This is a genomic window from Shimia litoralis, assembly GCF_005518135.1.
GTDB classification, from domain to species: Bacteria; Pseudomonadota; Alphaproteobacteria; order Rhodobacterales; family Rhodobacteraceae; genus Shimia_E; species Shimia_E litoralis.
Map to the genome: position 1 here is coordinate 259,379 of NZ_SULI01000003.1, position 13,273 is coordinate 272,651.

Genomic DNA, 13,273 nt, shown 5'->3' on the forward strand with positions numbered 1-13,273 from the left:
AGAGACCTCTGGACCTGCTGCGCCCCTTGCCGGATAAAGGGCCTATGACATCCCTACCCATTCATGACGTTCTTGACCCTCTGATCGCTGCATTGCGAAGCCACACGCGCGCCGTATTGCAAGCCCCCCCAGGTGCGGGGAAAACCACCGTGGTGCCGCTTGCCTTGCACGAGGCGGGTCTGGTCACGGGCAAAATTCTCATGTTGGAACCGCGCCGGCTTGCAGCGCGCGCCGCAGCAGAGCGCATGGCCCAAACCTTGGGAGAACCCACAGGCAAAACCGTCGGATATCGGGTGCGCGCCGAGAGCAAAACCAGCAAAGACACGCGGATCGAGGTGGTCACCGAAGGCATTTTGACCCGCATGATCCAATCTGATCCCGAGCTCACAGGCATCGGCGCAGTGATCTTTGACGAATTTCACGAGCGTTCGCTGAACGCGGACTTCGGGTTGGCCTTGTGTTTAGAGATTGCGGATGCCCTGCGCGATGACCTGATGCTGATTGCCATGTCGGCGACATTGGATGCCGCGCCCGTCGCAGCCTTGATGGGAGGGGTGCCGGTCATTACCTCACAGGGGCGCAGTTTTCCGGTGGAAACGCGGTGGCTGGATCGCCCCGTGCCCAAAACCCAAAGACTTGAGGACGCCACCGCAGCCCTTGTCCTGCAAGCCGTGTCAGAAACCCAAGGTGGCGTGCTGGTTTTTCTACCGGGCGAAGGCGAAATTCGTCGCGTGCAATCGCGGTTACAACATGCGGTGCCGGATGATTGTACCATTCGACCGCTGTTTGGTGCGATGCCGTTTCAAGATCAACGCGCGGCAATCCAACCCACAACACAAGGCCGCAAGATCGTGTTGGCCACATCGATCGCAGAAACGTCTCTGACGATTCAGGATATTCGCGTGGTGGTGGATGCAGGCCGCGCCCGCCGCGCGCGATTTGATCCGGGATCAGGGATGTCGCGCCTTGTCACAGATCGGGTCACACGCGCCGAAGCCACCCAACGCCAAGGGCGTGCCGGACGCGTTGCCCAAGGTATTTGCTATCGCCTGTGGACCAAAGGCGAAGACGGCGGGCTTGCCCCGTTTCCACCCGCAGAGATTGAAGCCGCCGACCTGACGGGGCTGGCGCTTGAGATGGCGCTTTGGGGTGCGCAACCCGACGATCTGGCGTTCTTGACACCGCCCCCGACAGGAAGCTTTGAAGAAGCGCGCAACGTGCTTCGCATGCTCGGCGCATTGGATGCCCAATCACGGATCACCCCTCACGGCAGGAAGCTTGCGGCGTTCCCCCTGCACCCGCGCTTGGCGCATATGCTTGTCGTGGCCGGAAAGCAGGCAGCGCCCGTTGCAGCCTTGTTGGCGGGGCGTGACCCTCTGGGGCGCGGATCATCCTCTGATTTAGCGCTGCGCGTCGCGGCCATGCGCGACCTGCGCGGGTTTACCGAACGCCATCCGGATCAGGTGAACCGAGCTGCAATCGCCACGCTGCGTGACGAATCCAAACGCCTTGCGCGGCTCACCCATGATGCCCCAGCCATGGGGCTAGGCGAAATGGCCGCGTTGGCCTATCCGGATCGCGTGGGCAAACGCCGCAACACCACCGAGCACAGATTTGTGTTATCCGGCGGCAAAGGGGCGATTATGGACCCCCAAGACGGTCAGGGCGCGGCGCCGTTTCTGGTGGTGACCGATACAGATGGCAACCCGCGCGAGGCCAAAATTCGTCTTGCCGCCCCCTTGTCCTATCGCGAGGTTTGCGACGTGTTTGCAGACCAAATCACGTGGCGTACGACATGCGCGTGGTCAAAGCGCGACCGACAGGTGACGGCACGCAAACAAGAATGCTTCGGTGCGCTCGTGCTGACCGACCAAATCTGGAAAGACGCCCCACAGGAAGACGTTGCCGTGGCCATGTTGGCGGGGGTGCGTGATCTTGGACTGACACTGTCACCTGCCGCCAATCGGTTTGTGGCACGGGTTAACCTCGTGCGTGACGCAGGCCAAGATTTGCCAGACATGTCCCCGGACGCCCTGATGGCTGATCTCGAAAACTGGTTGTTGCCTCATATCCAAGGCATCAAAACCGCAGCGCAGTGGAAAAAATTTGATGTGTTGGATGCGCTCAAGGCCAGACTGGATTGGACGCAAACCCAGACTCTGAATCAACACGCCCCTGCACACTTCACGACGCCTCTTGGGCGCAAAATTCCGATTGATTATTCTGGTGAGCATCCAGGGATCACGCTGCGTCTTGGGGAACTGTTCGGACAAACCACACATCCAATGGTCGGGCATACGCCTTTGCGTGTCACGCTGCTTTCGCCGGGGCAAAAACCGGTGCAGACGACAATGGATATTCCGGGCTTCTGGGCCAGTTCCTATGCAGATGTGCGCAAGGACATGCGGGGCAGATACCCCAAACATCCGTGGCCCGAGGACCCGACACAAGCGGACCCGACGTTGCGGGCAAAAAGGCGCAAAACCTAGCGCCATAGTGTTGAATTTTGCGAACCCCTTGAACAATGGGATACAATTCGTATATACATTGCACAGACAAAAAACGCGAATGCGAGCAGAACCTATGACAAACGCCCTGAAAAATGCGCTGACAAGCGTTGTATCACCTTTGCTGCGACGGCCAAAACGGCTGCAAGTGGCGGCGCTGTGTTATCGTCAGGACGGGCCGCAGAAAAAAGTTCTTTTGATCACCAGCCGCGATAGTGGCCGTTGGGTTGTACCCAAAGGATGGCCGATTGACGGGCTGGATGCTGCGGGTGCTGCGATGCAAGAAGCGTGGGAAGAAGCTGGCGTCACAAAAGGTGACATCGACCCTACATCGATCGGGTCGTTTGAATATGACAAACAGCTTGATAATGGCGCCGAAGTCGCCGTGGAAACCAAAGTGTTCGCGGTTGAGGTCGAAAAAATGAAAGACGAGTTCCCCGAAGCCGATGAGCGCACTCTTAAGTGGGTTGCCCCTGAAGAAGCCGCGCAGATGGTCCAAGAACCGGGCTTGCAGTCCATACTGCGACAATTGTGACAAAACTATAACGGTTTTGTAACACACCCGTTGCCCCGACTCGATTTCCGGTCTAACCCCCATCCCCGATGGAATAGGGGGCATGGACTCATGGCATCGGACAATTCAGGCAACAGCTGGTCCACACTGGACAAAGATCTCAACAAGATTTCCAATATTGAATACGCAACGGCCTATGTTGCCAAACCAATGGTCGGATTGGGTGTAGCGCTTGTATTTATTGTGGTTGCAGGCCTTGCCGCCGGCATCTTTTTTGGCAGTTTTCCGTCGAACATGATCGTGGTCGCGGCCGCCGGATTTGGCGCATACATGGCCATCAACATCGGTGCCAACGATGTCGCCAACAACATGGGTCCCGCAGTGGGCGCGAATGCGCTGACAATGGGCGGCGCAATTGTCATCGCCGCATTGTTCGAAAGTGCCGGTGCACTATTGGCGGGCGGCGACGTGGTCTCGACGATTTCCAAGGGCATTATTGACCCTGCTGGCATCGAAAACTCGCAAATTTTCATCTGGGCCATGATGGCCGCTTTGATTTCGTCTGCCCTTTGGGTGAACTTGGCAACATTCGTGGGCGCGCCCGTCTCCACGACCCACTCTGTTGTGGGGGGCGTCATGGGCGCAGGGATCGCCGCCGCAGGGTTTGCCGCAGTGAATTGGCCCACAATGGGCAAAATCGCAGCATCTTGGGTCATTTCGCCAGTTTTGGGCGGCGCGATCGCCGCGGGCTGTTTGGCCTTTATCAAAGCCAAGATCATCTATCAGGAAGACAAGATCGCTGCTGCCCGCCGCTGGGTTCCAGTTCTGATCGCCATTATGGCGGCTGCGTTTTCGTCATATCTTGCCCTCAAGGGCCTGAAACGGATCGTCAAGATCGACATTCAAACATCATTGCTGATTGGCCTGGCCTGTGGCGCGCTCACCTATGTGATTTCAGCCCCACTTGTGCGCAGACAATCCGAGGGGCTTGAAAACCGCAACAAATCTCTCAAGGTGTTGTTTGGTATTCCGCTGGTGTTTTCTGCGGCTCTTCTGTCATTTGCGCACGGTGCAAACGACGTGGCCAATGCTGTGGGGCCACTGGCCGCAATCGTCCACGCTTCGGAGTTCGGCGATTTTTCTTCCAAGGTGGCCATTCCCACGTGGGTGATGATCATCGGCGCATTTGGGATCTCGTTTGGCCTGTTCTTGTTTGGGCCAAAACTGATCCGCATGGTCGGATCCCAGATCACCAAACTGAACCCCATGCGCGCCTATTGCGTTGCCCTCTCGGCGGCGATCACCGTGATTGTCGCATCATGGTTGGGCCTGCCAGTATCCTCGACACACATCGCCGTCGGCGGTGTGTTTGGGGTCGGGTTCTTCCGCGAATGGCATGCCGAACGCCGATTGAAGAAATCGGCAGCTACGCGTGCTCCAGCCAAGCGCATCGCCCCCGAAGAGCGCCGCCGCCGCAAGCTGGTTCGCCGCAGCCACTTTATGACAATTGTCGCGGCATGGGTCATCACCGTGCCAGCAGCCGCATTGATGTCTGGAACGATCTTCTTGATCCTCAACGCGTTTATTCACTAGTCACCAAATCACGCACCCTCGCGATAGTGACCTGAACTCAGGCCCATCGCGTGGGTGCATCAGATGACAAGATCACGTTTCTGACGTCCCCCACGGGCCATGATGACGTCCTTGTGCATCGACGCGCTCGAAGCCGTGGGCACCGAAAAAGTCCCGCTGAGCCTGAATAAGATTGGTCGTGCCGCGCCCACATCGCAAGCTGTCATACCATCCCAGTACCGCAGATAATGCAGGCACTGGCCATCCGGCCATTACCGCGGCACCGACAACCTTGCGGAGCGCAGGGATCCCCGTGTCCAAACGTGGTTGCAGCTTGTCCGACAACACCAACGATCCGGCAGGCATTTTTTGGCCAAGCACCTCAGCCAAGTCATCCAGAAGCTCTGATCGAATAATACAGCCGGCGCGCCAAATCTTGGCGATTTCCGCAAGATCGAGCGCCCAGTCATATTCCTCGGACGCTGCCTGCATCACCGCAAACCCTTGTGCGTGCGCCAGAATGCGCGCCGCTTCAAACGCCGCAGCAAGTGTGCGTTGGTCCGGGACGTCCTGTGCGAGTGTGCCGCCAGACAAAATGGATTGTGCCAACTCGCGCGCACCTTTGTCTGCTGACCAGCTTCGTGCGCCGACGGCGGCTTCGATACCGCTGGCAGATTGCCCCAATTTGAGGGCCTCGATCACTGTCCAACGTCCGGTTCCTTTTTGACCGGCTTGATCTTGGATCACATCAACCATTGCTTGCCCCGTTTCGGGGTCAACTGCGTGCAAGACCTCTGCAGATGCTTCGATCAGATAACTCTGCAGAGGGCCCTTGTTCCATTCTGCAAACATCGTACCGATGTCGTGGGCAGACCACCCTGCCCCGTCACGCAAAACACCATAAATTTCTGCGATCATTTGCATATCGGCGTATTCGATCCCGTTGTGGACCGTTTTCACAAAATGTCCGGCCCCGTCTGGGCCAAGATGCGCAACACAGGGCGTGCCCTCAAACTTGGCCGCAATCGCCTGGGCCATGGGCTTGAGCTGTTGCCAACTGTGCGTGGTGCCACCAACCATCATCGACGGACCATGACGTGCACCTTTTTCACCGCCGGACACGCCCATCCCCACATAATGGATATCTTTGACCTGAAGATCGGCAAAGCGGCGGCGTGTGGCGTTGAAATCTGCGTTCCCCGCATCGATGATCGTGTCGCCTTGATCCAGCAGGGGCAGCACTTTTTCAATCATCTGATCCATCGGTTTTCCGGATGGGATCATGAATAAGATAACACGCGGTATGGCAAGTGATCCGACCAGTGACTCGAGCGTCTCACAGGGCACAATGTGTGATCCCAGAGATCCTGCTTCACGGACGAAATCAGGTATCCAGTCCACCTCGCGGTTACTGACAGCCACGTCAAACCCGTGCTCCGCAAAATTAAGCGCCAATGCGCTTCCCATGGTGCCAAGGCCGTAGACCCCGATTTTTGCCTGCTTCATGGTGCGTGTCTCCGTGCCGGATGTATTTCGAATGACACCCTACATTGCGCCGAAAACCCCTTGACTGCAAGGGCTTGCGCCTATGGCCGGACTTGTTTTGGGGTAAGCTTCGGCGCCCCGGACCCGGCGGTTTCGGCCACGCGAATAAGGGCGGCAACATGTGCGTTGATCGGAACCGGAACACCTTTTTGCTTGGCCAGTTCCACAATCAGCCCCTGAAGCTCTTCGATCTCGGTCATGCGCCCCATCTCAAGATCTTCCCACATTGAGCTTCTGGCGCGCGGATCAATGGTCAGCATTGCGCGCGCCACACGATTGAACAGCACGGATGGGAGCCGTAAAATTTTCGGCAAAAATCGAACGGGCAGCGCCACTGGCAGGGGGACAACCACCTTGATCTCGGCTTTTTCAAGAACTTTGACGGCCTCGGCCATTTGGTCAGACATAAGACGGCGCCACGCCATACTGCGCAGTTGCTCTCGGAGCGTCAGCCCCGACAGGGCATTCAGCGCATTGTTCAGATTGATCAGAAGTTTGCCCCATTGAATGGGCGTCATTTCACTGCGCTCATGGATCGGCATGTCTGGCACCGACAGACTGCGCGCCACATGATCGGGACCTTTTGCAATCACGATGTCACCGCTGGTACCACGATGGAACCGCCCGCCCCCCATGTTGACCACATTAAACGGCACCATCCCGGCGCGCACATCACGATCTGGGAGTGCCGCGTTCAAAATGGCAGCATTCCCGACGCCATTTTGCAGACTGACGACGATGGCCTCTTTGGGGGCGTGTGTACGGATCAACTGTGCCATGTCTTCGGTCGCACCGCTTTTGACGGTGACCAAAACAATATCTGCACTGGCAAGGCACTCTGGGTCAGACGCCATCGCAAACAAGTCCGGCGAGAGCTCTTCGTCCAAATCCAGAAAATCAGTTAACGTCAGACCTTGACGCGAAATCTCGTCAACCATGCGCTCTCGCATCAAGAATGTGACCCGATGTGCCCCGCGTACCAGCATGCCACCAACAAAACATCCGATGCTGCCGGCCCCCGCGATAACGATATGTGGATGGACCTCGTTGTGGTCTGGTTCTTTGGTCATAGCGTCCTCGAGATGCTGCAGGACTTACCCCTGCACTATCCATGGAAAATCCCGAAACTCGTCACCCACACATCAAGACGGTCGAAAAGCCGTCCAGATAAATCACTCAAACTGATTAAAGCCGATTTAAGGCAATATTGTGATGATTGAGCAGAAAATGCAAACCTCGCGTAAAACGCGCATCAAACAACAGACCTGGCCACATAAAAACGGCCCCAAACAAGGTTTGAGGCCGTTCAGTTCAAATGTAGAGAGCCTTACGCGCCGATACACCAGCGCATGACCGCTTTTTGGGCATGCAATCTGTTTTCAGCTTCATCAAAGACAACGGAATGAGCGCCGTCCATGACCGCGCTTGTGGCTTCTTCATCGCGATGTGCAGGCAAACAATGCATAAACAACGCATCCGGTTTTGCGTGTGCCATCAGTTCGTCATTGACCTGATACGGCCGCAGCTGATTGTGCCGACGCTCGCGTGCGGATTGGGCGTCATGCATCGACACCCATGTATCGGTGACAACAAGGTCTGCACCTTGCACAGCCTTGACAGGGTCTCGTTCGATTTCGACCTTTGCGCCCTTGGAGCGCGCGAGATCTACAAACTCCTGCTCGGGATCCAACACTTGTGGACCGGTAAACGTCACATCAAACCCGAATTGACCGGCGGCATGCAGGAACGATGCGCAGACATTGTTGCCGTCCCCAGACCACACCACTTTTTTGCCCGCAATCGAACCGCGGTGCTCTTCATAGGTCAGGATATCGGCCATGATTTGGCACGGGTGGGTCCGATCGGTAAGGCCATTGATGACCGGCACATCAGAGTATTCAGCCAGTTCCAGAAGAACCTGCTCTTCAAATGTCCGGATCATGATCATGTCCACATAGCGGCTGAGAACACGCGCGGTATCGGCAATCGTTTCCCCGTGCCCCAGCTGCATTTCCTTGCCAGACAGCACCATGGTTTGTCCGCCCATCTGACGGACACCAACATCAAACGAAACGCGTGTCCGTGTGGATGGTTTTTCAAAAATCAACGCCACCATGCGATCCTTGAGCGGCTGATCGGCGTCCAACGCCCCTTTGGGCAGTCCGTTGCGCGCATTTTTGACGGCTTTGGCACTGTCGATCATGCCCCGAAGATCGGACACACCCGTTTTGTGAATATCTAGAAAATGGTTCATCGTCTTAATCCTTTTGCGCTGCGACTTGGATCGCTGCCTGCTCTAGCCGCTCTACAGCTTGCGTAATTTCATCATCAGTAATGTTCAGCGGTGGCAACAAGCGCACCACATTGTCGGCTGCCGGAACGGTGACGACTTGGGCGTCATATCCGGCATTCACCACATCCATGTTCAGTGCCTTGCACTTGAGGCCCAGCATCAGTCCGGTGCCACGCACTTCTTCGAAAACATCGGGATGCGACGCCACCAAACCTTCGAGTTTTTGGCGGAACAATCCACTTTTGCGCATCACATCCGACAGAAACTCTGGTGTTGCCACCGTGTTCATGACCGCATTGCCCACCGCGCACGCCAACGGATTACCGCCATATGTGGACCCATGCGTGCCTGCGGTCATCCCGCTGGCGGCGTCTTGCGTGGCCAGCACTGCCCCCAAAGGAAAGCCCCCGCCGATGCCTTTGGCGACCATCATGATATCAGGTGTAATTCCGGCCCACTCATGCGCAAACAATTTGCCAGTCCGGCCAACGCCACATTGGACCTCGTCCAAGATCAGCAGAACGCCCGCTTCCTCACAGATATGACGCAGCTCTCTCAGGTCATCATCTTCCATTGGGCGGATGCCACCCTCGCCTTGGACAGGCTCTACAATGACCGCAGCAGTGGTGTCGGTGATCGCGTCGTTTACTGCCGCAATGTCCCCCCATGTCAAATGCGAGAACCCGGGCAGAAGCGGGCCAAATCCTTTGGTCAACTTTTCTCCACCGGCCGCTGCGATTCCCGCCGAAGACCGGCCGTGGAACGACCCTTCAAAACCAAGAATATCGACCTTTTCGGGATGTCCTTTGTCAAACCAATATTTCCGCGCCATCTTGACCGCAAGCTCGCACGCTTCGGTGCCAGAGTTGGTAAAGAACACGGTATCAGCAAAGCTTTGCGCGACCAGCGCATCGGCCAGCGTCTGCTGTTGGGGTATATTATACAGGTTAGACACATGCCAAAGCGCCTGCGCTTGTTCGGTCAGCGCGGACACAAGCGTCGGGTTCGCATGGCCAAGCACATTGACCGCGATCCCCGCTCCCAAATCCAGAAAACGTCGGCCATCTGCCTCGGTCATCCAAACGCCTTCGCCTTTGACAAAGGTCAAATCAGCACGGTTATAAGTCGGCAAAACAGAGGGGATCATGGTCCTGTCCTTAGATAAAGAAGCCCCGTGGTTGCCCCACGCGAGCGATCAAGTCAACAATGTCGGAATAATCTGCGCGCATCAGGCGCAATTTAGGGATACATATTGCTGCGCATGCGCAACATTCCAATCACAACCGCTTTAGCGGCGTCGGTCACATCGAAGGCGTCGAAGGCCAAAATATGTTTGATTGGTATCCATGGCGTCTCTTTAGCCAGATCGGCACACTTTGAGAACCCCTATTTTGCGCGGCGTTTCTTTTCCTTTGCCAGCGAACGCGCACAGGATATGTCAACAACATGGGAACTTCTGATCACAAGCCAGCCCTTGCGGCACTGTTGACTGTCTGTGCGTCTGCGTTTGTCGCCGGCACCACATTGTTGGCCAAAGCCTTGGGGACAGGTGTGCTCGGCACGCCTTTACACGCGCTACAAATCAGCCAAGGGCGGTTTATGTTCGCCTTTTTGATATTTGCGTGCGTGGCTGTCCTGCGTCGCCCAACCATCACACGCCCCGCGTTGGGTCTTCATGTCGGGCGCTCGGCACTCGGTTGGGGTGGTGTGACGCTCATGTTTGCGTCAGCTGCTTTTATCCCGCTATCGGATGCAACCGCGATCAGTTTTCTGAATCCGGTGATTGGCATGATGCTCGCCATTCCGTTTTTGGGAGAGCGCGTCGGCCCATGGCGGATCTTTTCGGCTGGCTTGGCTCTGCTGGGTGCAATCATTCTGATGCGTCCCGGCGCTGGTGCCATTCAGGCCGGAGCTTTGCTGGCGGTATGTGCGGCCATCATGATGGGGTCTGAGCTCATTTTCATCAAATTGCTATCGCGGCGGGAAAAGCCGTTTCAAATTTTGCTCATCAACAACACAATTGGCGTGATCCTTGCATCGGTGGCGGCATATTTTGTCTGGCAGACTGCGACACCTGTTCAATGGATCGCTCTTGCTGCGATTGGGGCGCTGATGGCCGCTGCGCAAACGTGCTTTGTGAATGCGATGCGCTTTGCGGATGCCAGCTTTGTGTCGCCGTTTTTTTATACGACGTTAGCCTTTGCCACGCTTTACGACGTGATCTTGTTCAACGTGATCCCAGACGCCATTTCTTGGGCTGGCGCCGCCCTGATCCTGATCAGCGCGGCCATTCTGGCGTGGCGGGAAACACGGCGCTAGAGACCCGCGAAGGTCGCCTAGGTCTTAAGCCGATATCCTGTTCGGATCATTTGCCACGCCGCAAAAATCAGGACGGCACAAGCACCGGACACAACCGCCAACCCCAACCAAGGGTTCGAGTCTGAGACGCCGATCAAACCAAACCGTGCCCCATCAATCAGATAAAAGATTGGGTTTAGACGTGTAAAAGTTTCAAGAACCGGTGGCAGGGCCTGAACCGAATAAAACGTACCGGATAAGAAAGCCAAAGGTGTCACAATAAAGTTGGTGATGGCCGCCATCTGATCGAATTTGTTCGCGAAAATACCAGCGATCACCCCAACAGCCCCCAAAAACACACCGCCAAGCGTCACGAATACCAGCGCCCAAACGGGATGTGAAATACCGATCCCAAGTGTCAGCCAAAGCCCGACCGAGATGGCGCTTGCCACAAACAGCCCACGCGCCACACCACCGGCAAGATACCCGAGAACCAATTCAAGCGGCGCAAGCGGGGGCATCAACGTGTCGACGATGTTGCCCTGAACCTTTGAGATCACCAACGACGAGGACGTATTGGCAAAACTATTTTGGATGACCGCCATCATCAGGATACCCGGCGCGAGAAACTCGATAAAGGGCACGCCCATTACGTCGCCACGACGCGGCCCGATCGCAATGTTAAAGATCATAAGAAACAGCCCCGCCGTCACCAAGGGTGCCAAAAGCGTTTGTGTCCACACCACCACAAACCGCGAAATTTCTCGCGATGCCAGCGTGTACAGCCCAAGCCAATTGACCCGACCGAACCGACGAACACCCATTTCAACCTGATTCATTGCCTCTTGGCCCCCGATAGACTGATTCTCTGCCTTGTAACTCGGGCAGGGGTGTCTAAAATAGGGCTCTGACGAAGAAATGCGAGGCGGTTCCGGAGAGGACCGCTTTTTAGCTAAGGAAACAGTGTATGTCCTGGACCGACGAGCGTGTAGAGCTGTTGAAAAAAATGTGGGGCGAAGGCCAGTCTGCGAGCCAGATCGCCAAAGAGCTTGGCGGTGTGACACGCAATGCTGTGATCGGCAAAGTCCATCGCTTGGGCCTGTCCAATCGTACAACGCCCAACAAAGCCGATGCAAAACCGAAGGCAGAGCCAAAGGCCAAGCCGACGCCAAAACCCAAGGTCGCGGTCAAGCCGGCACCTGCGCCTGAACCTAAACCCGAACCAAAGACAGAACCCGCTGTGCCGCAAAAGCCAGCAATGTCTGCGGCGCGACGGGCGATTATTCCTGCGGGACAACCTTTGCCACCGCAACCGTCTGCCAATGAAATCAGCCCCGAGGCTTTGGCCAAAGTCAACGAAGTCGAGAAGACCGCGAAAAAGCTGTCTTTGATGGAACTGACCGAACACACGTGCAAATGGCCCGTTGGCGATCCGGCCACAGACGAATTTTGGTTCTGCGGCCTGAATGTGCAAGCGGGCAAGCCATATTGCGAGGCCCACGTCGGCGTTGCCTTCCAACCGATGTCGTCGCGCCGCGATCGCAAACGCTGAACGCCAGCACGGAAACCTATGTGATGTACCCTCCAAAGCCATGCTTTGGAGGGTATTTTCATTAGGGCGTTGATTGCGCGTCAAACTGACCACGCAGATGGGCTGCCCTCTCAAAAAAAGTGTCTCGCACGTCAGCGGCATATGGATTGGAGGCCTCAATCGCATCAAGCACCGCAGCCGAGTCATCTTTCACCATATTCACTGCATCCACCAGACAATCAAAGCTGGCAGTGGTCATTCGGTCAGGCAGCGGACCCATTTCCACAATCACCTTGGCAATCAAGTGGGTCAGGCCCTGAACGGTCGCCAACTCTTGGTCATGTTCCCGCGCGGTCGTGACAATCACGTCCAATCCAAGGCGGCGTAGAAAGGCCGAAACCCAGCGCCAGCGCGTGCCCCGCACAGGACAAAGTGCAATCTTTTTCCCGGCCACTGTATTGCCAATACTCTGCGGGCCAAACAACGGATGCGTTCCAACAATTTCGATATGCGCTGGAATAAGCTCCACCATAATCGCCATAGGGTGCATTTTGACCGAACCGACATCCACCAACAGGGTGCCCTCTGCCAGCATCGGCCCGAGTTCCAGGCAAAGCCCCCGCATCGCCGCCACGGGCACCGCAAGCACAACCACATCACAGCGCGCGATATCTTGCAGAGGCCCCATCGCAATGTCTGATCCATCTGCCAGCGTTGCGTGTGTATAGGCGGGGTCATGCACCTTAAGATCAAAATGCGGTCCAAGCACCTCTGCCACAAGCCGACCAAAGGCCCCAAAGCCGACAATTCCCAAACGTTGTCTTTCCAAAAGTTCCACAACAATTTCCCGTGTACTGGGCCGCGCAATCGGGAAAATCTGCCTCTGTATTCAATCCCCGACCATGCGGCGATTGAATATACTTACGACCCCGCCACTTATGTGAGCAGGGGATAATACGCGATAGAAAAGAGGCAATGACGTGTCATGCGGGTTAGGTCTCATATTGGTCGGG

At 56.3% G+C, this 13,273-nt stretch carries 11 protein-coding genes; 5 read left to right on the forward strand and 6 right to left on the reverse strand.

The features are described 5' to 3' along the window. Nucleotides 1-44: 44 nt before the first annotated feature. The 3 genes from hrpB (at nt 45) to FAP39_RS04760 (ending at nt 4,614) form a co-directional block, all read left to right on the forward strand. The gene (gene hrpB, locus FAP39_RS04750; RefSeq protein ID WP_138015236.1) at nt 45-2,489 is read left to right on the forward strand and encodes an ATP-dependent helicase HrpB; all 2,445 of its coding nucleotides are present in this window, start codon (nt 45-47) and stop codon (nt 2,487-2,489) included. 94 nt (nt 2,490-2,583) lie between these two features. Next, nucleotides 2,584-3,042: an NUDIX hydrolase gene (locus FAP39_RS04755; RefSeq protein ID WP_138015237.1), complete on the forward strand. Its 459-nt coding sequence runs from the start codon at nt 2,584-2,586 to the stop codon at nt 3,040-3,042. Nucleotides 3,043-3,132: 90 nt separating this feature from the next. Next, nucleotides 3,133-4,614, forward strand: a complete 1,482-nt coding sequence (locus FAP39_RS04760; protein WP_138015238.1) for an inorganic phosphate transporter — start codon at nt 3,133-3,135, stop codon at nt 4,612-4,614. Between the two features lie 72 nt (nt 4,615-4,686). Here the strand turns inward: FAP39_RS04760 and gndA are convergent, their stop codons facing one another. The 4 genes from gndA to FAP39_RS04780 all read right to left on the reverse strand — a co-directional run bounded on the left by gndA (nt 4,687) and on the right by FAP39_RS04780 (nt 9,578). Beyond that, complete coding sequence (gndA, locus tag FAP39_RS04765) at nt 4,687-6,099, reverse strand: NADP-dependent phosphogluconate dehydrogenase (RefSeq protein ID WP_138015239.1); 1,413 nt, start codon at nt 6,097-6,099, stop codon at nt 4,687-4,689. Nucleotides 6,100-6,179: 80 nt separating this feature from the next. Beyond that, entirely contained in the window at nt 6,180-7,208 is a 1,029-nt protein-coding gene (locus tag FAP39_RS04770) for a 2-dehydropantoate 2-reductase (RefSeq protein ID WP_138015240.1), read from the reverse strand. A gap of 257 nt (nt 7,209-7,465) precedes the next feature. After that, nucleotides 7,466-8,392, reverse strand: coding sequence for an ornithine carbamoyltransferase (gene argF, locus FAP39_RS04775; RefSeq protein ID WP_138015241.1), 927 nt, complete (start codon nt 8,390-8,392; stop codon nt 7,466-7,468). 4 nt (nt 8,393-8,396) lie between these two features. Beyond that, the gene (locus FAP39_RS04780; RefSeq protein ID WP_138015242.1) at nt 8,397-9,578 is read right to left on the reverse strand and encodes an aspartate aminotransferase family protein; all 1,182 of its coding nucleotides are present in this window, start codon (nt 9,576-9,578) and stop codon (nt 8,397-8,399) included. 299 nt (nt 9,579-9,877) lie between these two features. On the opposite strand from FAP39_RS04780, the gene FAP39_RS04785 reads away from it, so the two are divergent. Further along, entirely contained in the window at nt 9,878-10,750 is an 873-nt protein-coding gene (locus FAP39_RS04785; protein WP_138015243.1) for a DMT family transporter, read from the forward strand. Nucleotides 10,751-10,767: 17 nt separating this feature from the next. On the opposite strand, the gene FAP39_RS04790 is transcribed toward FAP39_RS04785, so the two are convergent. Next, the gene (locus FAP39_RS04790; protein ID WP_246058934.1) at nt 10,768-11,568 is read right to left on the reverse strand and encodes an ABC transporter permease; all 801 of its coding nucleotides are present in this window, start codon (nt 11,566-11,568) and stop codon (nt 10,768-10,770) included. 128 nt (nt 11,569-11,696) lie between these two features. Here FAP39_RS04790 and FAP39_RS04795 point away from each other — a divergent pair, with 128 nt between their 5' ends. Then, nucleotides 11,697-12,281, forward strand: a complete 585-nt coding sequence (locus tag FAP39_RS04795) for a GcrA family cell cycle regulator (protein ID WP_138015244.1) — start codon at nt 11,697-11,699, stop codon at nt 12,279-12,281. Nucleotides 12,282-12,342: 61 nt separating this feature from the next. Here the strand turns inward: FAP39_RS04795 and FAP39_RS04800 are convergent, their stop codons facing one another. Further along, nucleotides 12,343-13,098 carry a prephenate dehydrogenase/arogenate dehydrogenase family protein gene (locus FAP39_RS04800; RefSeq protein WP_212743402.1) on the reverse strand — a complete coding sequence of 252 codons (756 nt, stop codon included), beginning with the start codon at nt 13,096-13,098 and terminating at the stop codon, nt 12,343-12,345. Nucleotides 13,099-13,273 lie beyond the last annotated feature (175 nt).

Bases quoted from the DNA above. Each gene is read 5' to 3' on its own strand.
- hrpB (WP_138015236.1), top strand. From the start codon at position 45: ATGACATCCCTACCCATTCATGACGTTCTTGACCCTCTGATCGCTGCA.
- FAP39_RS04755 (WP_138015237.1), top strand. From the start codon at position 2,584: ATGACAAACGCCCTGAAAAATGCGCTGACAAGCGTTGTATCACCTTTG.
- FAP39_RS04760 (WP_138015238.1), top strand. From the start codon at position 3,133: ATGGCATCGGACAATTCAGGCAACAGCTGGTCCACACTGGACAAAGAT.
- gndA (WP_138015239.1), bottom strand. From the start codon at position 6,099: ATGAAGCAGGCAAAAATCGGGGTCTACGGCCTTGGCACCATGGGAAGC.
- FAP39_RS04770 (WP_138015240.1), bottom strand. From the start codon at position 7,208: ATGACCAAAGAACCAGACCACAACGAGGTCCATCCACATATCGTTATC.
- argF (WP_138015241.1), bottom strand. From the start codon at position 8,392: ATGAACCATTTTCTAGATATTCACAAAACGGGTGTGTCCGATCTTCGG.
- FAP39_RS04780 (WP_138015242.1), bottom strand. From the start codon at position 9,578: ATGATCCCCTCTGTTTTGCCGACTTATAACCGTGCTGATTTGACCTTT.
- FAP39_RS04785 (WP_138015243.1), top strand. From the start codon at position 9,878: ATGGGAACTTCTGATCACAAGCCAGCCCTTGCGGCACTGTTGACTGTC.
- FAP39_RS04790 (WP_246058934.1), bottom strand. From the start codon at position 11,568: ATGAATCAGGTTGAAATGGGTGTTCGTCGGTTCGGTCGGGTCAATTGG.
- FAP39_RS04795 (WP_138015244.1), top strand. From the start codon at position 11,697: ATGTCCTGGACCGACGAGCGTGTAGAGCTGTTGAAAAAAATGTGGGGC.